15 protein-coding genes and 1 pseudogene are annotated in these 20917 nt (G+C 71.6%); 11 read left to right on the forward strand and 5 right to left on the reverse strand.

The features are described 5' to 3' along the window. Positions 1-151: 151 nt before the first annotated feature. The gene (locus ACZ6ZP_RS13430) at positions 152-883 is read right to left on the reverse strand and encodes a leucine-rich repeat domain-containing protein (RefSeq protein WP_469406796.1); all 732 of its coding nucleotides are present in this window, start codon (positions 881-883) and stop codon (positions 152-154) included. Between the two features lie 173 nt (positions 884-1056). Between ACZ6ZP_RS13430 and ACZ6ZP_RS13435 the strand changes: the two genes are divergently transcribed. From ACZ6ZP_RS13435 to ACZ6ZP_RS13445, 3 genes are all read left to right on the forward strand, one after another. After that, positions 1057-3957, forward strand: a complete 2901-nt coding sequence (locus ACZ6ZP_RS13435) for an ATP-binding protein (protein WP_399971804.1) — start codon at positions 1057-1059, stop codon at positions 3955-3957. A gap of 85 nt (positions 3958-4042) precedes the next feature. Beyond that, positions 4043-4543: a hypothetical protein gene (locus ACZ6ZP_RS13440; protein WP_351157164.1), complete on the forward strand. Its 501-nt coding sequence runs from the start codon at positions 4043-4045 to the stop codon at positions 4541-4543. Between the two features lie 135 nt (positions 4544-4678). Beyond that, the gene (locus ACZ6ZP_RS13445) at positions 4679-7012 is read left to right on the forward strand and encodes a glycoside hydrolase family 95 protein (RefSeq protein ID WP_469407247.1); all 2334 of its coding nucleotides are present in this window, start codon (positions 4679-4681) and stop codon (positions 7010-7012) included. Between the two features lie 69 nt (positions 7013-7081). On the opposite strand, the gene ACZ6ZP_RS13450 is transcribed toward ACZ6ZP_RS13445, so the two are convergent. Continuing rightward, positions 7082-9079 (reverse strand): N-acetylmuramoyl-L-alanine amidase, encoded by a 1998-nt coding sequence (locus ACZ6ZP_RS13450; RefSeq protein ID WP_351157162.1) that lies wholly within the window; start codon positions 9077-9079, stop codon positions 7082-7084. Positions 9080-9503: 424 nt separating this feature from the next. On the opposite strand from ACZ6ZP_RS13450, the pseudogene ACZ6ZP_RS13455 reads away from it, so the two are divergent. After that, positions 9504-9722, forward strand: a pseudogene (locus ACZ6ZP_RS13455) (YdcF family protein); the annotation flags it as partial. A 78-nt stretch (positions 9723-9800) separates the two neighbouring features. On the opposite strand, the gene ACZ6ZP_RS13460 reads toward ACZ6ZP_RS13455, so the two are convergent. Then, positions 9801-10844 carry a hypothetical protein gene (locus ACZ6ZP_RS13460; RefSeq protein WP_469406798.1) on the reverse strand — a complete coding sequence of 348 codons (1044 nt, stop codon included), beginning with the start codon at positions 10842-10844 and terminating at the stop codon, positions 9801-9803. Between the two features lie 547 nt (positions 10845-11391). Here ACZ6ZP_RS13460 and ACZ6ZP_RS13465 point away from each other — a divergent pair. Both ACZ6ZP_RS13465 and ACZ6ZP_RS13470 read left to right on the forward strand, forming a co-directional pair. Continuing rightward, entirely contained in the window at positions 11392-11829 is a 438-nt protein-coding gene (locus tag ACZ6ZP_RS13465) for a hypothetical protein (RefSeq protein ID WP_469406801.1), read from the forward strand. Positions 11830-11934: 105 nt separating this feature from the next. Next, entirely contained in the window at positions 11935-12849 is a 915-nt protein-coding gene (locus ACZ6ZP_RS13470; protein WP_469406803.1) for a hypothetical protein, read from the forward strand. 69 nt (positions 12850-12918) lie between these two features. On the opposite strand, the gene ACZ6ZP_RS13475 is transcribed toward ACZ6ZP_RS13470, so the two are convergent. Continuing rightward, a complete protein-coding gene (locus ACZ6ZP_RS13475) occupies positions 12919-13755 on the reverse strand; it encodes an alpha/beta hydrolase (RefSeq protein ID WP_351157154.1) in 837 nt (278 codons plus the stop codon). A 144-nt stretch (positions 13756-13899) separates the two neighbouring features. Continuing rightward, entirely contained in the window at positions 13900-15093 is a 1194-nt protein-coding gene (locus tag ACZ6ZP_RS13480; RefSeq protein ID WP_351157152.1) for an ROK family transcriptional regulator, read from the reverse strand. 191 nt (positions 15094-15284) lie between these two features. On the opposite strand from ACZ6ZP_RS13480, the gene ACZ6ZP_RS13485 reads away from it, so the two are divergent. From ACZ6ZP_RS13485 to ACZ6ZP_RS13505, 5 genes are read left to right on the forward strand one after another with little or no spacing between them, the layout of a single operon-like run. Next, a complete protein-coding gene (locus ACZ6ZP_RS13485) occupies positions 15285-16793 on the forward strand; it encodes a sugar ABC transporter ATP-binding protein (protein ID WP_469407250.1) in 1509 nt (502 codons plus the stop codon). Beyond that, positions 16790-17794 (forward strand): ABC transporter permease, encoded by a 1005-nt coding sequence (locus tag ACZ6ZP_RS13490; protein ID WP_469406805.1) that lies wholly within the window; start codon positions 16790-16792, stop codon positions 17792-17794. Before ACZ6ZP_RS13485 ends, ACZ6ZP_RS13490 begins: the two co-directional genes overlap by 4 nt. Beyond that, positions 17791-18801 (forward strand): ABC transporter permease, encoded by a 1011-nt coding sequence (locus tag ACZ6ZP_RS13495; protein ID WP_351157148.1) that lies wholly within the window; start codon positions 17791-17793, stop codon positions 18799-18801. The genes ACZ6ZP_RS13490 and ACZ6ZP_RS13495 overlap by 4 nt, the downstream gene beginning before the upstream one ends. Continuing rightward, the gene (locus ACZ6ZP_RS13500) at positions 18801-20036 is read left to right on the forward strand and encodes a substrate-binding domain-containing protein (protein WP_469407252.1); all 1236 of its coding nucleotides are present in this window, start codon (positions 18801-18803) and stop codon (positions 20034-20036) included. Before ACZ6ZP_RS13495 ends, ACZ6ZP_RS13500 begins: the two co-directional genes overlap by 1 nt. Next, positions 20033-20905, forward strand: coding sequence for a sugar phosphate isomerase/epimerase family protein (locus ACZ6ZP_RS13505; protein ID WP_361464175.1), 873 nt, complete (start codon positions 20033-20035; stop codon positions 20903-20905). Before ACZ6ZP_RS13500 ends, ACZ6ZP_RS13505 begins: the two co-directional genes overlap by 4 nt. The last annotated feature ends 12 nt before the right edge of the window (positions 20906-20917 follow it).

Below are 20917 nucleotides of genomic sequence, written 5' to 3' on the forward strand. Positions count from 1 at the left end.
CGACCGGCCTCGCCTCGCGTAAGGGTCTGTGCCTTGCGTACGGGTCTGTGCCTCTTCGCGCAGCGGACCGGTGCTCCACGCATGGGCCGGTGCTCCACGCATGGGCCGGTGCTCCACGCACGGGCCGGCCCGCACGCCCAGTCCTGATGCCTCACCGCAGCACCACGCACCCCCGTCCCTCCAGCCTCCGCAGCAGTTCCTGAGGCACCGAGACCTCGTTCCAGCGCAGGTCCAGCTTCTCCAGCGCGGGCAGGTCGCCGATCCAGGGCGGAAGCTCCCGCAGGCGGTTGGCCCGCAGGTCGAGCCTGCGCAGCAGGGGCAGGCCGCGCAGCGCCTCCGGCACCGTCGCGAACCGGTTCTCGCGCAGCTCCAGTTCGCGCAGCGCGCTCAGGCGGCCGACCGTGGCGGGCAGCGAGGTGAGGCGGTTGCCGCGCAGCCACAGCTCGCGCAGGGCCGTGAGCCCGCCGAGCGACGCGGGGACCGACGTCAGGTGGTTGTGCTGGGCGCGCAGCTCCACCAGGGCCCGCAGTGAGCCCAGGGTCTCCGGCAGCGACGTCAGCCGGTTCTCGCCCACGTTGAGGTACGTCAGCCGCTTCAGGTCGCCCAGCGCGTCCGGCAGCGACGTGAGGCGGTTGTCGTGGACGTACAGGAAGCGGCTCAGGGCCGTGAGGTCGCCCAGCTCGGGCGGCAGCTCGGTCAGTTGGTTGTGGCCCAGGTCCAGGGTGTGCAGTGCGGCCAGGGCGCCGATCCGCGCGGGGAGCCGCGTGAGCGCGTTGTCGGGAAGCAGCAGGACCTCCAGGGACGGGTGGTGCCACACCTCGTCGGGGACCTCGCTCAGGCCGCCGTGCCAGTAGTTGAGTACGTTCTCGCCGTCGACCGCCACGTGAGGGTCCTTTCGTCCGAAGCCAATGCCGATGCCAATGCCACAGCCAACCGCACCGCTGTGGCCGAATCGGCTCCCGGCGGGCCCCGCGGGCGTAATCTGAAGTGCCTGAAGGCCAAGGCATGCGCAGCGGAAGGCGCCCGGCGCACCACCGTGGCGGGGGGTGTCCCATCGTGCACCACGTCACCCACGGCAAGCGGCCCCTCTTCGAACGCGAGAGTGAACTCGCCGCAGTCGACGAGGCGTTGAGCGAGCTGTGCGGTCTGTCGCGGGACGGCTCCGAGCCCACGGACAGGCCCCGAGGCGCGCTCATCGCCTTCGCGGGGCGCGCGGGGCTCGGCAAGACCTCCCTCCTGGCCGAGGCGCGCCGCCGCGCCGCGGCCAAGGGCTGTACGGTGGCGCCGGCCCGCGGCAGCGACCAGGAACAGCGGGTCGCCTTCCACGTGGCGCGGCAGCTGGTGCAGCCGCTGCTCGCCTCCGTCCCCGACGCGGAACTGCGGGACGTCCTGGGCAGTTGGTACGGCGTCGTCGGCCCCGCCCTGGGGCTCTGTGCCGCGCCGGACGACGCGCCGCCCGACCCGCAGGGGCTGCGCGACGGGCTGGACTGGGTGCTCACCCATCTCGCCGTGCAGCGCGCCCCGTTGGTGGTCGTCGTCGACGACGCGCACTGGGCCGATGCGGAGTCCCTGAGCTGGCTGTCCGCCTTCGCGCCCCGTGCGGAGGCCCTGCCGCTGCTGCTCGTCGTCGCCTACCGCCCCGAGGAACTGCCCGCCCACGCCGAGGAGTTCAGAGGCCTGCCCGGGCGTGCCGGGCAGCGGCCCATCGGGCTCGAACCGCTCAGCGCCACCGCGGTGGCGCGTCTCGTACGCGACATGCTGGGCGCCCGCGCCGACGACGCGTTCTGCCGCGAGTGCTGGGCGGTCACCGCGGGCAATCCGTTCGAGGCCGTGGAACTGACCGCGAAGGTGCACGACCGGGGGCTGACCCCCGACGAGGCGGGCGCGCATCTGCTGCGCGATCTCGCCGCCGCCGTGAAGGGCAGTGGTCTGGTCGCCCGCCTGGAGCGCCTGGGCACCTCCACCGTCCGCTTCGCCTGGGCCTGCGCCGTCCTCGGCACCTCGATCTCCCCGACGCTGGCCGCCGCCGTCGCGGGCATCGGGGAGCGGGAGGCCGACGACTGCGCCGACCGGCTGCGCCGCGCCCGCGTCCTGACCGGCGCCCGCACCCTGGAGTTCGTGCACCCGCTGATCGCCACCGCCGTCTACCGCGCCATCCCCTGCGGCGTACGCGTCGCCCTGCACGGCCAGGCCGCCTGGTCCGTGGTCAACGCGGGGCTCGGCGCGTCCGCCGCGGCCCGCCACCTCCTCGAAGTCCACCCCGACGGCGACACCTGGGTCGTGCAGCAGCTGCGCGCCGCCGCCCGCGAGACCGTCCGCGCGGGCGCCCCCGATGCGGCCCGGCGCTATCTGGCCCGCGCCCTGCGCGAGCCGCCGGCCTGGGAGGAGCGCGCCGCGGTCCTCTACGAGCTGGGCTGCGCCTCCCACCTGACCGAACCGGCCACGACCGTCAACCACCTGCGCGCCGCGCTCGAGGAGCCCATCACCGACCCCGCCCTGCGCCACGGCATCGTCTACCGCCTCTCCCAGGTCCTCGCCCACTCCGACCGCCTGGGCGAGGCCTCCGACACCCTCGCCCGCGAGATCCGGCTCACCACCGAGCCGCGGGTGCGGATCCGGATGCAGGCCGAGCAGTTCATGTGGGACGCCTTCCGGGCCGACGAACCGGACTCGCCGGCCCGCTCACGGCGCCTGGCCCGGCTCGCCGACCGGCTGCCCGGCCGCGACCTCACCGAGCGGTACATCATCGGGCTGCGCGCCTGGGACGCGATGCTGCGCGCCGAGCCCGCCGACACCGCCGTCCGGCACGCCGAGCGCGCCCTGGTCGGCGGGCTCGGCTGGGCCGAGGAGGACCGGGGCTTCGAGGTCCCCGTCCTGGTCGCGCTCACCTTCCTGTACGCGGACCGGCCGGGGCGGGCCGAGGAGCTGTTCGCCGCCGGGATCGCCGACTTCGAGCGCCAGGGCTGGCGCGGCGCCCACCTGTCGTTCGCGTACACGCTTCTCGGGTACGTGCGCTTCCGGCGCGGCCGCCTCGCCGAGGCCGAGGACTTCGTGCGCGCCGGGCTGCGGATCGCCGAGCGGGTGGGTCCGGGAACGCCCGCGCACTGGTACGCCGTGGGCATCCTCATCGAGATCCTGCTGGCCCGCGGCCGCACCGCCGAGGCCACCCGCACCGCCGATGAGTACGGCTTCGGGGAGCCGTTCCCCTCGGCCGTCGTCTTCCCCGACGCGCAGGCCGTGCACGGCGAACTGCTCCTGGCCCGCGGCCTCACCGAGGACGCGGCGGCCGAACTCGCCGCGGCGGGCCGCCGCCTCGACCCGCGTGGCATGCGCAACCCCGCCTGGTGCCCCTGGCAGCTCCACCTCGCGCTCGCCGAGGCCGAGGACGCGCCCGAGCGCGCGCTCGCCACCGCGTACGAAGCGGTCCGGCGGGCCCGCAGGTTCGCCACCGCCTCCGCGATCGGGCAGGCGCTGCGGATCACCGCCGAGGTCGCGTCGGGCTCCGCGCGCATCAAGCTCCTGGAGGAGTCCGTCAGCCACCTGGAGCGGTCGCCCGCGGCGTACGAACTCGCCTGTGCGCTGGTCTGCCTGGGCGGCGAACTGCGCCGCCTGGGCCGCCCCAAGGACGCCGCCGACCCCCTCTACCGCGGGCTCGAAGCCGCCGTCCAGTGCGGCGCGGACGGCCTGGTCGAGCGGGCCCGCGAGGAGCTGGCGGCGGCCGGGCTGCGCCCCCGTCTGCTGCACAGCACCGAGACGGAGACGCTCACGGCGCGTGAGCGCACCGCCGCCGCGCTCACCGTCCGCGGCGAGTCCGCCGCCCGCGTCGCCGAGGAGCTGCACACCGACGAGGCCACCGTCGTGCGGCTGCTGTCCGCCGTGTACCGGAAAGTGGGAACGGATCACTCCGGTCTCGCCGCCGCGCTCGGCGCCCCGCCACCCCCGCTGACCTCGCGCTGAACACAGGAGTGCCCTGTGGTCGTCCCGCGCGGGACCGCCGCCGCCCCCGCGCCGACAAGCACCGCGGGCCACGTACCATTGGCGCATGTCCTTCCTCCGCCGCCGCAGCTCCGCCACTCCCGCTGGCCCGGACTTCGATGTCCTCGCCATGGACCCCGGTGACTGGCCCGGCAACCTCGGCGCGGGCCTGCTGCCCGCCCCCGACGGCAGCTGCCAGGGCGTCTTCCTGCGCTACGACCTCTTCGGCGGCCGCGGCCCCGCGATGATCATCGGCAATCTGCCCGAGGGTTCCCCGGCGCGCGAGATCGCCGACGACGAGGTGCCCTTCGAGGTGGCCCAGCTGCTCCTCGCGCTGGAGAACGACGAGGAGATCACCGTCGTCACCACCGAGGACATGCCGGTGATGCAGGGCGACAACCTCCTGATCGTGCGCCGCCTCAAGCTCTCCGAAAGCCGCATCTCCTGCGTGCAGTTCGACCGCAGCGACGGCGTCCTGGTCACCATCGCCGCCTGGGACCGGCCGATCACCGACGATCTGTACGCCCTTTTGAAGCCGCTGCCCGCCGAGCTCTTCCAGCAGGGCTGACCCACCCCGGACCACCACAGGCCAGCTGCCCACCCCTCCCGCCGAGGGGTGGGTTTTGTCATGCGCCTTGCCAGGCCAGTCATCGGACTTTTAACGTGACCGGTCATGACTCCCGGGATCTCGCGAAGAACCACGATGAAGACCGCCGTCAGCGGAGCAGCCGTACTGGCATCGGGTGGAGGCGTGCTCGCCGGTGTCGCGACAGCAGCCGAACGGCGACGCGACACCTCCGATGAATCGCTGCTCTGGTACACGAAGCCCGCCGCCGACTGGGAGCGCGAAGCGCTGCCCATCGGCAATGGCGCACTCGGCGCCATGGTCTTCGGCACCCTCGCCTCCGAGCGGCTCCAGTTCAACGAGAAGACCCTGTGGACCGGCGGCCCCGGCTCCCGCGATGGCTACGACCACGGCGACTGGCGCGAGCCCAGGCCCGGCGCCCTCGACGCGGTCCGCAAGGACCTGGACGACAAGGGCGCCCTGTCCCCCGACGCGGTCGCCGCCGCCCTGGGCCAGCCCCGCCGCGGCTACGGCGCCCACCAGACCTTCGGCGATCTGCACCTCGACATGCCGGGCGCCCCCGACGCGCCCGACGCCACGTACCGCCGTGCCCTCGACCTGCGCACCGGCCTCGCGACCGTTACGTACACCCACCAACAAGTGCGCCACGAGCGGGAGTTCTTCGCCTCCCACCCCGACGGCGTACTCGTCGGACGCCTCACCGCCGACCGTCCCGGGAGTGTCACCAGCACCCTGCGCCACACCTCGCCCCGCGCCGACTTCACCGCGAAGGCCGACGGCGACCGGATCGTCGTACGCGGTGAACTCGCCGACAACGGGCTGCGGTTCGAGGCGCAGCTGCGCCTCGTGCACCGGGGCGGCACCCGCACGGCGAACGCGGACGGCAGCATCACCGTCAGCGGCGCCGACCACGTCTGGTTCGCGCTCGCCGCGGGCACGGACTACGCCGACACCTACCCCGACTACCGCGGCGCGGACCCGCACACCGACGTCACCCGCACCCTGGACCGGGCCGTCGCCCAGGGCCACGCCGCGCTGCGCGCCCGCCATCTGCGCGACCACGGCGACCTGTTCGGCCGCGTCGCCCTCGACATCGGCCAGGCGGCCCCCGCCGACCTCCCGACCGACCAGCTGCTCAAGGGATACGGGGCAGGCGCGAGCGCGGCCGACCGCGCCCTGGAAGCCCTCTTCTTCCAGTACGGGCGCTACCTCCTCATCGCCTCGTCCCGCGCCGGCTCGCTGCCCGCCAACCTCCAGGGCGTGTGGAACAACAGCACCACCCCGCCCTGGTCGGCCGACTACCACACCAACATCAACCTCCAGATGAACTACTGGCTCGCCGAGGCCGCCAACCTCGCCGAGACCACCGCCCCCTACGACCGCTTCGTCGAAGCGCTGCGCGCGCCGGGCCGGCGCACGGCCAAGGAGATGTTCCGCTCGCGCGGCTGGGTGGTGCACAACGAGACCAATCCCTACGGCTTCACCGGCGTCCACGACTGGTCGACCGCCTTCTGGTTCCCCGAGGCCGCCGCCTGGCTCACCGCGCAGCTCTACGAGCACTACCGCTTCGGCGGTTCCACGGAGTACCTGCGCGCCACCGCCTACCCCGTGATGAAGGAGGCCGCCGAGTTCTGGCTCGACAACCTCCGCACCGACCCGCGCGACGGCACCCTCGTCGCCACCCCCAGCTACTCGCCCGAGCACGGCGACTTCACCGCGGGCGACTCCATGGCCCAGCAGATCGTCCACGACCTGCTCACCAACACCCTGGAAGCCGCCCGCGTCCTCGGCGACTCGGCCGCCTTCCGCGCCGAGCTGGAGAAGGCCCTCGGCAAGCTCGACCCCGGCCTGCGCGTCGGCTCCTGGGGCCAGCTCCAGGAGTGGAAGGCCGACCTGGACTCCAGGACCGACGACCACCGGCACGTCTCGCACCTCTACGCCCTGCACCCCGGACGCCAGATCCAGCCGGGCAGCAAGTGGGCCGACGCCGCGAAGGTCTCGCTCACCGCGCGCGGCGACGGCGGCACCGGCTGGTCCAAGGCATGGAAGGTCAACTTCTGGGCGCGGCTTCGCGACGGCGACCACGCGCACAAGATGCTCGGCGAACAGCTCAAGTCCTCGACGCTGCCCAACCTCTGGGACACCCACCCGCCGTTCCAGATCGACGGCAACTTCGGGGCGACCTCGGGCATCGTGGAGATGCTCCTGCAGAGCCAGTTCGACGTCATCGAGGTCCTGCCCGCGCTGCCCGCGAGCTGGCCCGAGGGATCGGTGCGCGGCCTGCGGGCCCGCGGCGGGGCGCGCCTGGACGTCGAGTGGTCGGGCGGACGCGCCACGCGCATCGTGCTCACCGCGACGCGCACCCGCGAACTGACCCTGCGCAGCGGCCTGTTGAGGGGCGGCGAGAAGACCTTCAAGGCGAAGGCCGGGCAGCGGTACGTCTTCGACTGAGCCGCCGCCTCACAAGCCGGGGCCGGGCCCGCCCCCACGCGGACCCGGCCCCGGCCGGCCTCGACGGCCCTAGGAGCCCGAGCGCACCACCTGGACGTCGGCCGCGCGGACATACGCCACGCGGTGCCCGAACTGGATCTCGTAGTACGTGTCCTTGCCGCGCACCACCTTGTGCGGCGCGGTGTCGAACGTCGGCGCGTAGAAGTACTCACCGGGCACCTTGTCGCCGATGGCGTACTTCTGCCCCGCCAGGAGCTTGTACGGCAGCGGCGTGACCGCCTGCACGGGGACTCCCGCCGGGTACGCCTCCTTCTCCGGGTAGGCGCGCCCGTACACCGGGACCTCCTTGGCGTCGCCCTTGGGCGTCACCACGAGCCCCTTCGCGTCGACGGCGGTCGGCTGCTTCTTCGGGTTCTTGAACCAGGCCTTCTGACCCAGGTACCAGACGGCGGTCCAGTCGCCCTCGCGGTCGGCGACCGCGTACTGCTGGCCGGTGGAGAGCCGCGCGCCGGTGTCGTTCACGCCGATCGTCGACGCGCCGCCACCGGGCCGCAGGCCGATGTCCTTGATGAGCGGGGCGTCGTCACGCGGTTCGGTGTGGACGCGCACCGCGGCCGAACCGTGCGGCACGCACTTCTCGCCCGGCTTGACGCAGCCGGTGTACTCCGGCCGGTTCTCGGAGTACTTGGGCGCCACGGTCACCAGACCACCGTTCGGGCCCGCCGTCCGCTTGAACGGCTTGCCCATCAGCGTGAAGTAGTGCTGCCAGTCCCAGTACGGGCCGGGGTCGGTGTGCATGCCCGCGATCGTCGACGGCAGCGTGCCCGGGACGTTGTCGTGGCCGATGATGTGCTGGCGGTCCAGCGGAATGCCGTACTTCTTCGAGAGGTACTTCACCAGGCGCGCCGACGAGCGGTACATCGCCTCCGTGTACCAGGTGTCGGGCGCGGTGAGGAAGCCCTCGTGCTCCAGGCCGATCGACTTGGAGTTCACGTACCAGTTGCCCGCGTGCCAGGCGACGTCCTTGGCCTTCACGTGCTGGGCGATGTGCCCGTCGGTGGAGCGCAGGGTGTACTGCCAGGACACGTACGTGGGGTCCTGCACCATGTTCAGGACGCCTTCCCAGCGCCCCTCGGTGTCATGGATGACGATCGTGTCGATGCTCTGGCTCTTGGGCCGGTTCGACAGGTCGTGGTTGCCGTAGTCGTCGTTGCCGTTCGGGTCCTTGAACTCCTCGTACGGCGCCGGGATCCATTCGCACGACACGGTGGAGGGGCACTCGGTCCCGCCCTTCGGTGCCTTGCGCAGCCCCATGGACCGCACCTGCGCGGCATCCGGTTCCAGGCCGCCGACCGCGGCGAGCGCCACGTGCTGCCCGGAGTCCGTGGTGCGCTCCTGGCCGTCGTGGATCACGGCGAAGACGTCGTTGGCGTACGTCGCCGCGGTGGCCTGGTCGTCCGCGCCGGAGAAGCGGGCGATCGCGCCGTACCAGTCGGCCGGGTCGTCGCTCAGCGGCTTGCCGAGCTTCTTCTGCGCGGCGGCGAGCAGGGCCGCCCCGCCGCGCACGTTGGCGGCCGGGTCGGTGCGCAGCTTCTCGGCGGACAGCCCGCTGAGTTCAGCGGCGCGAGGCAACGTCTTGAGCCGGTCCGGTAGTTGAGAGCTCTCCGGCACCTTGGCCGTGAACTCCTTGGGCTTGAGGACACCCCGTGAATCGTCGCCGCGCGGGTCCTCGTCGCCCTCGCTGTGGTGCGGGGCGCCGGCGATGGCGGTGCGCGCGTCGGTGAGGTGCATCGGGCCGTAGCCGCCGGTCACGCTCGGCGCGCCGCCGTGCGCGTCCCAGCGGGACTGCAGATAGGACACTCCGAGCAGCACGCTCTGCGGTACGCGGTATTCGGCGGCCGCGGCCGCGAAGGCGCCCTGGAGCCCGTCGTCCGACGACGTCGAGGGCGGGGCGGACGGCGCGGCACCGAGCAGCGGAAGGAGCAGACCGGCGGAGACAAGGGCGCCCGCGGTCCTGACGGCGCGTCTGCGCGCGGCAGGGGTGCGGGCGGTGGCGGATCCTCGCAATGCAGCCTCCTGGGGGGGTGAAGCGTGATGGGGCGTGCGGGGCCGGGCGTGCGTCAGTGGTACCGGCTCTCCGACGATCCGTCAATCATGCCCAGGAGAGAGAATTTCCCACGTCAGCACCGGTCCCGGCGGGTTTCGCCCCGGGAGGCCGCACGGCCTGCGACGCGTCAGTGGATTGGACCAATGAGCAGGTCGAACACACGCCGACGGGCGGGCGGACCGCCTGCGACGTCAGAGGTCCGGTCCACCTGTTCGGGGGATGCCTGCCGCGTTCGCGGTCGGCCTCAGGGCGTTGGAGGGCCGCAGTGTCGCGAGTGTGGCGAACGCCCGGTCGCATCGCCCGCAGCAGCGGCGTGACCGAGTCACCGATGCAACGCGTGCGACTCGTGCACCAACTGTGCAGTATCGAGGGCGTCAAGGCCACGTCGAGATCCTGTGTGCGTCGGAGCCGCTGGAGTTCGACGCCTACGTGAAGTCCATCGGCGACCAGAAGCTCGTCCTGGACATGCACGTCGGCGACCTTCAGCGAGTCGTCGAGTATCCGAAGCTCGGATTCGCCATCGAGCAGGAGGTTCCGCAGGACGTGCATGACGCGTACGAATCCCTCGTCCACGACGGCTTCACCAGCCGACTCATCTCGTGACCTGGACGACCCGGTATCCGCCGTCCGCTGCGGGCCGGATCCAAGGCACGATCCATCCATGCCGGGCAGAGGAGTGCGCTACGGGGTCTTGCCTGCGGCGGCCCTTGCGATGCGGTCGGCAAGGATGGTGGACAGACGGTGGATACGCGTGCTCCGCTGGTCGGTCGGATCGTCCATCTGATGCGCTACGCCGATGAAGGTGCCTTGACGGAAGACCAGGGAGCGGTTGATGTACCGCTCTGCCGGATTGCCCTTGGTGTCCGTGCCGTCTTGGTCGAAGCCCTGGCTCTCATCGCCCCTTCGCTCCAGCTCTACCTTGATCCACCCGGGGTCGGTCCCTTCGATGTCCCGCACGATGTCGAGGTAGGCCAGGTGGGCGGCGGCAGCATCCGGGAACGCCAGGACGAGGAACTCGGCCCGGTTCTCCCCCTCGTTCTCACCTCGACCGAACTCCACCGCGCCGGCCGCGGTGGCATTCTTCTCGCATACAGGTGCTGCCCGGCAGATGGAGAGTCCGGTCGCTGACGTCCTGACCTCGGGTGGCCCATCCCAGGGATACTCCTGGGCATCCATGCTGCTTCGGTCCGGAAGGATCTGACGGACCGTCTCGGTCGTGGGCGGGGGATCAGCGGTGCGGCTGCCGGAGCGCGCAGTGCCGGGTTCTGACGGTGTGTTGCGTGGCGAGTCATCGGTGTCGTCGAACAGCCGCACACTCCCGTAGCCGGCAAGCGCGACCATCAGCACGGCCAGGACGATGCCCGCAACGAGGGACAGCCGTCCGGCACGGGTGTTGTTGATGGTCAGCGGGCCAAGTGATATCTGGCTGCGCGTCACTGTGCTGCCGGTCATGACAACGCTGCCGGTGTGCTGGTGTGAGGGGGCGTGGAGGAGCACCGCGAGCCGTCCGGCGAACTCCGCATCGCTGCTGATCTCTTCGGCAAGGGCAGCTTGCACACCGCTGCTGTCGCCTGGCGCAGTGGCCAGCTCCTCCAGGGCTGCCCGTCCGCGTGCGGAATGGCTGAGCCTGCCTCGCACGAGATCTGACACCGCCGTATTGGCGGCGCCTGATGCCACCGCGGACAGAGTTTGGGCAGCCATCGCCGCCAGGTCGGGTGAATCCATGCTGGTCCCCCCTGTCGTCCCAGTCCCGTCATTATGGTCATGCTCGCGACAGCTGGGGCGCTTTCGGGGGTGGAGATGCTCTCTCCGTCGCAGAGCTGACTCGGGGCCCAGGCCCCATCAGCGGTGCCGTCCGGGAGGCGACGGTGATCTGCGGTAGATCATGGGCAACGGCAGGCGTCACCTGCCGTGCGGCTTGCTCGGTACTGCACTTGGCGCGAGCCCGTGGGCGCGCGCCATCGCCTCGGCAGCCCCTGCCCCGTACGGCCAACTGACGGAGGGGCCCTGATGCCCAACTGGTGCGGTACATCAGGAGTTGTAGCGGTCTGCCGCTGTACCGCGAGAGTTGAGACCACCCTCCATTGCCGGGTTGACGCTCCTTGGCTACGAGCGCCCTAAGTTGCTGGCCACACCGGGGCGAACGGCCGCCCGCAGCATGACGAAGCGGGTGACCCGCCCAGATCAGGTGCCACGGGGCAACAGGTCTCGTTGGTACGCGCTCCGGCCTGAGTGATCCACAGGAATCGTTCTGATGGAAACGAGGAGACGCATGCGTACAGGCAAGCGATGGGCGGCAATCACCGGTCTGGCCACGATGGCGGCTTCAGCCGGACTGCTGCTCGGAACGTCCCCGGCCTCGGCCGACACCAACTGCTCGTCCGGCTACCACTGCGTGTTCTACCAGGGTCTCAACGACTCGGCCCGCCACTCGTACTTCAACAGCGACACCGACTTCCGCAATGACACCTTCAACCAGCTCACAAGCCGTGTGGGCGGCGGCCAGACCGTGCACAACAACGTGGTGTCCGCCAGCAACTCGAGCAACAGCGGATACGAGAGCCACTTCTACACCGGGATCGGCAGCGACTGGGGCGGGTTCCTGTTCTGCGTCAACCCCGGCAGCGAGGTCAACTACATCAACCCGACTCTGCGGGACAGGGCCAGCTCGCTCCGGGTGCGGAGCACGACCAGCATCAACTGCTACTGAGCGAATGCCCCGCAGGTGCCGGGGGCGGCGGCGTGCCACACACCGCTGCCCCCGGCACCACCGCTCATCGCACCCCGATCCCGGACCACGGAGAGAAGATCTGCCATGCCCTCGCTGAAAGTGGGCCACGGGGTGAGTATCACCACTCTGGCGCTCGCCCTCCTCGCCCTTACCGGGACCCTTGTCTGGGCGCTGCACGACAACACGACGCCGCCCGCCCGACAGTCCGCACAGCAGTCCGGTCCTGAGCCTGCCGTACTGCGTTCCCGGCTCCCTTTTCATCCCCTGCTGCACGCACCGACCGCCACCTCCCGCCGCGTGTACGAGGCCCGGCAACGCCTGATCACCCGCTGCATGACCGAGCACGGCTTCCGCTACGAGGCGCCTCCCGTCGATGCCGCGCCCTCGGCAGAGGCCGGCTCAGGCCCGGCGCAGTTCGGCATCGAGACCCTCAACCTGCCAAACTCCGCCGACCGGCCTGGCACGCAGCCCGCAGAACGACCCCGTGGGAAGGCATTCGGCCGGGCGCTCTACGGGGACCCGCAACGCAAGATCTCCGCCCGCAACAAGGAGATCACCGTGAGCCGGCCCGCGACAGGCTGCCTGGCTGACGCCGAGCGACGGCTCTTGGGCGAGGGCGGGCCGCGACGCGCTCTCACTCTGCAGCTGCGGCTCGACCAGGGGGAGCGCGACGCGCTGCGCACGCTGGGAAAGGGTCACGCGTTCCGCGGAGCGACGGCACGCTGGCGTTCCTGCATGCGGCAGGCGGGATTCCCCGCCGCGAAAGACCCACAGCGGCTTGCAGCGGCGCTACGCCCGGACACCCCCCTCGCCGAACAACCCGCGGCCCGCGCCGACGTGACCTGCAAGCGGGCCACCGGCTACCTGGAGCGCGCGTACGCCAGGCTCGCCGTGCTGCAACGGCGCTGGCTCGACGCCAACCCGCAGCCGGCTGTCGAATGGCGCTCCCTGCGCCAGCGGGAGGGCAAGGCTGCCACGAAGGTGCTTGACGCCGGGTGATGTGACGAGAGGGAGAGGCGAATGATCCGGGGACGGAACAAGTAAGGATCATGGCCGATGCGACGTCGGTCAGACGAAACGGCGTACGAACGTCAGCGCCGTGTCCGCGACCTCCTGCCAGCGGCTGTCGATCGTCAGGGCGTGGTCGCGGTCGGCCATCTCCGTGATTTCCGTGATGCCGGAGTTCTCCCGCTGCCTCTTGTACGCGCCGTTGGCCAACGCCCAGGGCACGGCGTTGTCCTTCTCCCCGGAGATGATCAGTAGGGGGCCGCGGCGGGGATTGTGGCAGTCGACCTTCATCTCCGTGCGGGGGTTGATGTTGGCCGCGGCCGCCTGGAAGGGCGGTGCGCACGAGGCCGGGACCGCGTACCTCTCGTAGAGATCCTTGGCTTCCTGCTCGCTGACGGCGTTGGCGTAGGCGTAGCGGAACTGCTCGAAGGTCAGTGGCAGCGCGCGCTTGCGGTTGGCCGGGTTGGCGATGATCGGACGCAGGGAGCGCAGCGTCGACAGGGGCAGCGCCATGATGCCGCGGAACGGCACCGGGTCGATCGCCACCGACGCGGCGGAGAGGCCGCGTCCCGCGAGGATCTGCGTCAGCAGCCCGCCGACGGAGTGCCCGATGACGGCCGGTTTGCGCTCCAGGTCGTCGATCAGACCGGCCAGGTGATCGGCGATGCGCCCGACGGTCTTGCCCGCCAGAACCTCGGGGCGCTGCCTGGCCTCGGTCACCGTCTCCGGATCGTCGGGCCACGACAGGGCCAGGGGCACATATCCGGCGGCCTCGAAGTGGGTCCTCCACAGGTCCCAGCTGCTGGGCAGCATCCACAGACCGTGCACGAACACGACCGGAACGCGCTCGGTGGCGGCGTTGGCACGGTCGATCTGCTGTGCGTCATTGAGGGACATAGCCTGAAGTTACGGGCGCAAGTGCCCCTTCGGTATGGAGGAGTCGGCGGTATGGCCGGTGTTGCATGGTGCTTGTCCGGTCTCTGCGGACCGGGGTGAGCGGGCTGTGGCCGATGCCTCTCGGCGCGCCGCGCCCGCCGCTCCTCAGCGCGCCGCGCCCGACAGGGCCCGGTCCACCTGGCGCGGGGACAGCGCGTGCTCGACCGCCAGGATGCCCGCACCGATCGCCGCCGCGTTCTCGCCGGTGCGGCTCGGCTCGATCCGCAGCACATGGGTGGCCAGCGGATGCGAGCGGCGGTACACCGCTTCCCTTACGCCCGCCAGGAGTTGGTCGTGCACGGCGGCCAGCGCGCCGCCGACCACCACCGTGTCCGGGTTGAAGAAGTTCACCAGGCCCGCGAGCACCTCGCCCACCGCGCGCCCCGCCTCGCGCACCATGCGTACGGCATCGCGGTTGCCGGACTTCACCAGGCGTACGACATCGCTGCCCGAGGTCGCCTCGAGACCGAGCCCGGAGAGCTTGCGGGCGATCGCCGCGCCGCCCGCCACCGCCTCCAGGCAGCCGGAGTTGCCGCACCGGCAGGGGTCGTCGATGTCGCCGACCCGGATGTGCCCGATGTCGCCCGCGCTGCCCTGCGCGCCCCGGTGCAGCCGGCCGTCGGCGACGATGCCGCAGCCGATGCCCGTGCCCACCTTGATGTAGAGCAGATAGCGCGTGTCGGGAAAGGCACGGCGCTGCTCGGCGAGCGCCATCACGTTCACGTCGTTGTCGACGAGGGCCCGTGGGCCGAACCGCTCGGCGAAGAACTCCGGTATGGGGTACTGGTGCCAGCCCGGCATGATCGGCGGGTCCACCGGGCGGCCCGTCGAGAACTCCACGGGTCCGGGCACCCCGACCCCGATGGACTGCAGCGACGCGGGATCGCGCCCGGCCTCGTCGAGCAGGGCGTGCAGCGTCCGCTCGACATGGCCGAGCACCTCGCGCGGGCCGTCGGCGATGGAGAGCGGGTCCTCGCGCAGGGCGAGCATCTCGCCGCCGATGTCCAGGAGGGCGACCCGGCAGTGCGACGCGCCCAGGTCGACGCCCGCGACGGCGTGTTCACGTGTGCGCAGGCGAAGGCGGCGCGGCGGCCGGCCGCCCGTCGACCCGCCGTCCGCCTCCTCGGTGAGGAAGCCGTGCGAGATGAGCGCGTCCACCCGCTGCGAAACCGTCGAGCGCGCCAACCCCGTCACCCGGGCGATGTCGGCGCGGGTCTCCGCCGCCCCCGTGCGCAGCAGGGCGAGGACTTCGCCGGGTGAGGACGGTACGGAAACGGGGTGATCCGGCGCTCCAGACATGGCAGCCACCTTAGGGACGAGTTTCGCTGCTCACAAGGCCGATGGTGTTCGGCGATCGACCTAAGTACCCGTCAACTCCCGTGCTGCGAAAGCTGCTTGGGCCCTTGACAGGTCAAAGCTCCCTCATCACATTGCTCTGCAGACCGCTGCCGAAGGAGCCGAGGGTGCAGGCGATGCAGGCGACGCAAATGATGTTGGCGATGCGCGGGGTGTCCAAGAGCTTTCTCGGAGTGCGTGTGCTGCACGGCGTATCGCTCGACCTCGCCCCCGGCGAGGTGCACGCACTGGTCGGCGAGAACGGCGCCGGAAAGTCCACCTTGATGAAGGTCCTCGCGGGCGAACACGTCCCGGACGAGGGCAGCATCGTGCTCGACGGAACAGAGCATTCCTTCAGCCACCCCGCGCAGGCACAGGCCGCCGGGATCGGCATCATCCACCAGGAGTTCGCGCTGCTCGCGCACCGCACGGTCGCCGAGAACGTCTTCCTGGGCCGCGAACCGACCCGCTACGGCCTCGTCGACCGCCGCGCGATGGAGACCCGCACCGCCGAACTCCTCGCAGAGGTCGGCGTATCGGGCATCACACCCCGCACCTGCATCCGCGACCTCTCCGTGGCCCGGCAGCAGACCGTCGAGATCGTCAAGGCGCTCGCCTCCGACGTCCGCGTCCTGGTCATGGACGAGCCGACCGCGCCGCTCGCCGACCACGAGGCGGGCCTCCTGCACGACCTCGTACGCCGCCTCGCGGCCCGCGGCCTCGGCATCCTGTACATCTCGCACCGCCTGCGGGAGGTCTTCGAACTCTCCCAGCGCGTCACGGTGTTGAAGGACGGCCGCCACGTCACGACGGTGCGCACCGCCGACACCGACACCGACCAGGTCGTTCGCGCCATGGTGGGCCGGGAGCTGAGCGCCTACTACCCGCCGCGCGCCCACGCCGACGACATCGGCGAGGTGCGCCTCACCGTCACCGGTGGCGGCAACGACCGGCTGCGCGGCATCGACCTGACGCTGCGCGCCGGCGAGGTCACCGGCATCGCGGGCCTGGAGGGCTCAGGCCGTACGTCCCTTGCGCGGGCCCTGTTCGGAGCGGCGCCCTTCACCAGCGGGGCCATGACGGTGGGCGGCGACGCCCTGCGCCCCACCGGACCGCGGCAGGCCATCCGCGCCGGGATCGCCCTGGTGACCGAGGACCGCAAGGCCGAGGGGCTCGCCCTGCGCCAGTCCGTGCGCGACAACGCCCTCCTGGTGACCCGCGCCGTACCGGCCCGCGGAGAGCCGCCCGCAGCCCGCGAACTCACCACGCTCCTGGAGCGGGTACGCCTCCAGGCGCGCGGCGAGGACCAGCAGGCCCAGTACCTCTCCGGCGGCAACCAGCAGAAGGTCGTCATCGCCAAGTGGCTCGCCGCCCGCCCCCGCGTCCTGCTCTTCGACGAACCGACCCGAGGCGTCGACGTGGGCGCCAAGGCCGCCATCCACACCCTGGTCCGCGAACTGGCCCGCGAGGGCATCGCGGTCCTGATCGTCTCCTCCGAACTGCCCGAACTCATCGGCATGAGCGACCGCATCCTCGTCATGTCCGAAGGCCGCATCGCCGGAGAACTGCCGGCGGGGGCCGCCGAGGAGGACGTGATGCGGCTCGCCACGACCACGCCGATGGGTGAGCCCACCGCCCTGTCCGGAAAGGATTCCGTCGCGTGAGCGGTACCACCGTCGCCCCACCGTCCGCCTCCCCGAAGACCCGCGCCCCCAGCCGCGGCAGACTCACCGACCCCGCCGTCGGCGTCTGGCTGGCGGCCGGGGCCGTGACCGCGCTCGGCTGGATCGTGGTCGCCGCACGCGGCGGCGACTTCCTCACGCTCTCGAACGTCGTCGGCATCCTGCAGAACTGCGTCGCCCTCGGCCTGGTCGCCGTCGGGCAGACCGCCGTCATCCTCACCGGCTCCCTGGACCTGTCGGTGGCGTACCTGATCAGCCTCGGCACGCTCGTCGCGGCCACCACCATGGAGGACGGCGGCGTCGTCACCGCGGTGCTCGCCGTCCTCGCCCTCTCGGCGGCCGTCGGACTCGCCAACGGCCTCATCGTCACCGGTCTCAAGGTCAACGCGTTCATCGCGACGCTCGGCACCGCGTTCATCCTGCGCGGCTGGATCGAGGACAACTACACGGGCCCGGCGGGCAAGGTCCCCGCCTCCTTCCAGCACCTGGGCTACGACCGGATGGGCCCGATCCCCGTCTCGCTCTTCCTGCTCGCCGCCGTCGCCGCCGCGATGTGGCTGATCACCCGCCGCACCCGCTTCGGGCACCACCTGTACGCCACGGGCGGCGACGAACACGCGGCCCGGCTCTCCGGCGTCCGCACCCGGCGCACGATCATCGCCGCCCACGTCCTGTGCTCGCTGTGCGTGGGCGCCGCCGCCCTCTTCCTCGCCTCACGCCTTGGCGCGGGCGCCCCCTGGGCGGGCACCGAGGCCCGCTACGACCTGGAGTCGATCGCCGCCGTCGTGCTCGGCGGCACCGTCCTGGCCGGTGGGCGCGGGGGAGTGGCGGGCACGCTGGGCGGTGTCCTCGTGCTCGCCGTGCTCGACTCCGTCTTCAACCAGCTCGGCGTCGACCCGTTCTTCAAGAACGTCGTACGCGGCGTCGTCATCATCGCCGCCGTCGCGATCTACGCCCGGCGCGGCGGCAGGAGGTCCGCATGAGCAGCGGTACGGCAATCTCCGTCCCCTACAAGCGAGTCGTACGCTCCCTCGGTACCGGTGCCCCGGTCTACGGCCTGCTGATCGTCCTGCTCGTCGCGCTCGCCGCCACCGACCCCGGCTTCTACGAACCCGACCGCTTCCTCGCCTTCGTCAAGCGCGCCGCGCCCCTGGTGATCCTCGCCGCCGGGCAGTATCTGGTCATCGTCTGCGGCGAGTTCGACCTGTCGGTGGGGGCGATCGTCACCGCGGGAGTCGTCGCGGCGGCGGAGGTCCACGGCTCGTTCCCGGACGCGCCCTGGCCGCTCATCACGGCCGGGCTGCTGCTGGCGGGAGCCCTCACCGGCCTCGTCAGCGGGCTGATCACCACGCGCCTGAGAGTGCCCTCCTTCATCACCACGCTCGGCATGATGCTGATCCTGGAGGGCGCCGTCTTCTTCTGGACGGGCGGCTCCCCGCACGGACAACTGTCGGAAGGATTCCGCCAGTTGGGGCGCGGCACCGCCATGGGCTGGCTGCCCTGGGCGGTCCTGGCCTGCCTCGTCGCGGGGCTGGTCGCCGTCCTGCTCATGCGTTCCGACTTCGGCCGTACGTTGATCGCGACCGGGGACAGCGAACGCGCCGCCGCCCTGGCGGGTGTGCGCGTCCACCGCGCCCGCGTCATCGCCTTCGTCCTGTCCGGCGCGGCGGCGGCGCTCGCCGCCGTCCTCGTCGGCGGCTTCTCCGGGGTCTCCGCGCAGGCGGGCCGGGGCTACGAGTTCGAGGCGATCACCGCCGTGGTCCTGGGCGGGGTCGTGCTCGGCGGCGGCCGGGGCAGCGTCGTCGCCGCGATGGCGGGCGCCTTCTCGCTGCAGGCCCTGTTCACGCTGCTCAACCTCCAGGGCGTATCGGGCGCCCTGGAGTCCACCGTCCAGGGCGTCATCGTGATCGCCGCGGTCGGGCTCGGGGCCGCCGACTGGTCCCGGCTGCGCCGTCGTCGTACCCACTCCTCGGGAGGCAGACCCTCGTGATGCAGACCCTCGTGACGCACATCAAGCCGAACCGCAGACGCACGCTGGTGCCCGCCGCCGCACTCCTCGCGGGAGCCCTGCTCGCCTCCTGCTCCAGCGACACTCCGCCCGACTCGCCCGCCGGAGCCTCGCAGAGCGCGGAGTCCGACCAGGGTGGCGACAAGCCCTCCAAGTTCTTCGAACAGGCCGAGTACGAGCGCCAGTTGGAGCTGGGCAAGGAGACCCCGCAGGGCCCGGACGCCAAGCCCTGGGAGCAGATGCTCGAACCGGAGATGACCGACACCGCCCGGTACAAGAAGAAGGGCGCGGGCGGCAGTCACCTCTGCTTCTCCAACGCCGGTGTCTTCAACCCCTGGCGCCAGGTCGGCCTGAAGAACATGAAGGCCGAGGTGAAACTGCACGACGAGATCAGCGACTTCACCGTCCTGGACGCCCAGGGCAAGGACGACAAGCAGATCTCCGACATCCAGGAGCTGGCGGGCAACAAGGACTGCGACGCGCTGATCGTCTCCCCGAACACCACCGCCACCCTCACGCCCGCCGTGAAGGAGGCCTGCGGCAAGCTCCCCGTGATCGTCTTCGACCGCGGCGTGGAGACCGACTGCGCGGTGACCTTCGTCAACCCCATCGGCGGCTACGGCTACGGCGCGGTCGCCGCCGACTTCCTCGTCGACAAGGTCAAGCCCAAGGGCAAGATCCTCGCCCTGCGCATCTCACCCGGTGTGGACGTCCTGGAGACCCGCTGGTCGGCGGCGAAGCTGGCCTTCGACAAGAGCGAACTGGACGTTGTGGACACCAAGTTCACCGACGGCGACCCCGCCAAGACCAAGTCGATCGTCTCCGACGCGATCTCCCGGCACGGCTCCGTCGACGGCGTCTGGATGGACTCCGGCGCCACGGCCGTCGCAGCCGTCGAGGCCTTCGAGGACGCGGGCGTCGACGTCCCGCCGATCACCGGCGAGGACCAGCAGGACTTCCTCCAGGCGTGGAAGGACAAGAAGCTCACCGCGATCGCCCCCACCTACCCCACCTTCCAGTGGCGCACCCCGGTCATCGCCGCCCTGCGCATCCTGGACGGCAAGCAGGTCCCCAAGGAGTGGAAGCTGCCGCAGCCCACGGTCACGCAGGCCAACCTCGACGAGTACCTCCAGGAGGGCATGCCGCCGCTGCACTACGCGATGTGCGGCTGCCAGAAGATGCCGGGCTTCCCGGGCGACTGGGGAGGCAAGAAGTGACGTACGGAGATTGGCAGTTGGGCGCCAACCCCTGGATCTGGCACTCGCCGGTCAGCACCGAGGCGCTCGGCGAGACGCTGCCGCGCCTGGCGGCCTGGGGCTTCGACTCCGTGGAGCTGCCCCTGGAACAGCCCGACGACTGGGAGCCCGCCGCGGCGGTCAAACTCCTCGACGCCACGGGCCTGACGCCCGCGGCTGTCGTCGCCGTCATGCCCGAGGGGCGCAACCTGGTCCGCGCCGACCCGGGCACGCTGCGCGCCACCCAGGACTATCTGCGCCGCTGCGTCGACGCGGCCCACGCGATCGGCGCCCCCGTCATCGCGGGCCCGGTGTACGCGGCGGTCGGCCGCACCTGGCGGATGGACCGGGCCACCCGCGCGGCGGCGTACGAGGAGTGGCGCGAGCGCATCGCGCCCGTCGTCGAGTACGCGGGGCGCGCCGGTGTCCGCATCGCCGTCGAGCCCCTCAACCGCTACGAGACGAGCCTGTTCAACACCGTCGCCCAGACCCTGGAGGGTCTGGCGGGCCTGCCCGAGGAGTCGATCGGCATCGCCCTGGACACGTACCACCAGAACATCGAGGAACACTCCCTGCCGCAGGCCGTCCGGGCGGCGGCCGGCCGCATCGCCCACGTCCAGGTGTGCGCCAACGACCGCGGCGCCCCCGGCGCCGACCACCTCGACTGGCCCGGCTTCCTGCGCGCCCTGGGCGATTCCGGCTACCGAGGCTCGCTCTGCATCGAGTCGTTCACGGCCCACAACGACGCCATCGCCGTCGCCGCCTCCGTCTGGCGGCCCCTCGCGCCCACCCAGGACGCGCTCGCGACCGACGGGCTCGGCTTCCTGCGCCGGGCCGTGGCCGCCCTCTGACGACCGACCCCT

It is taken from the genome of Streptomyces sp. NPDC054047, assembly GCF_055585065.1.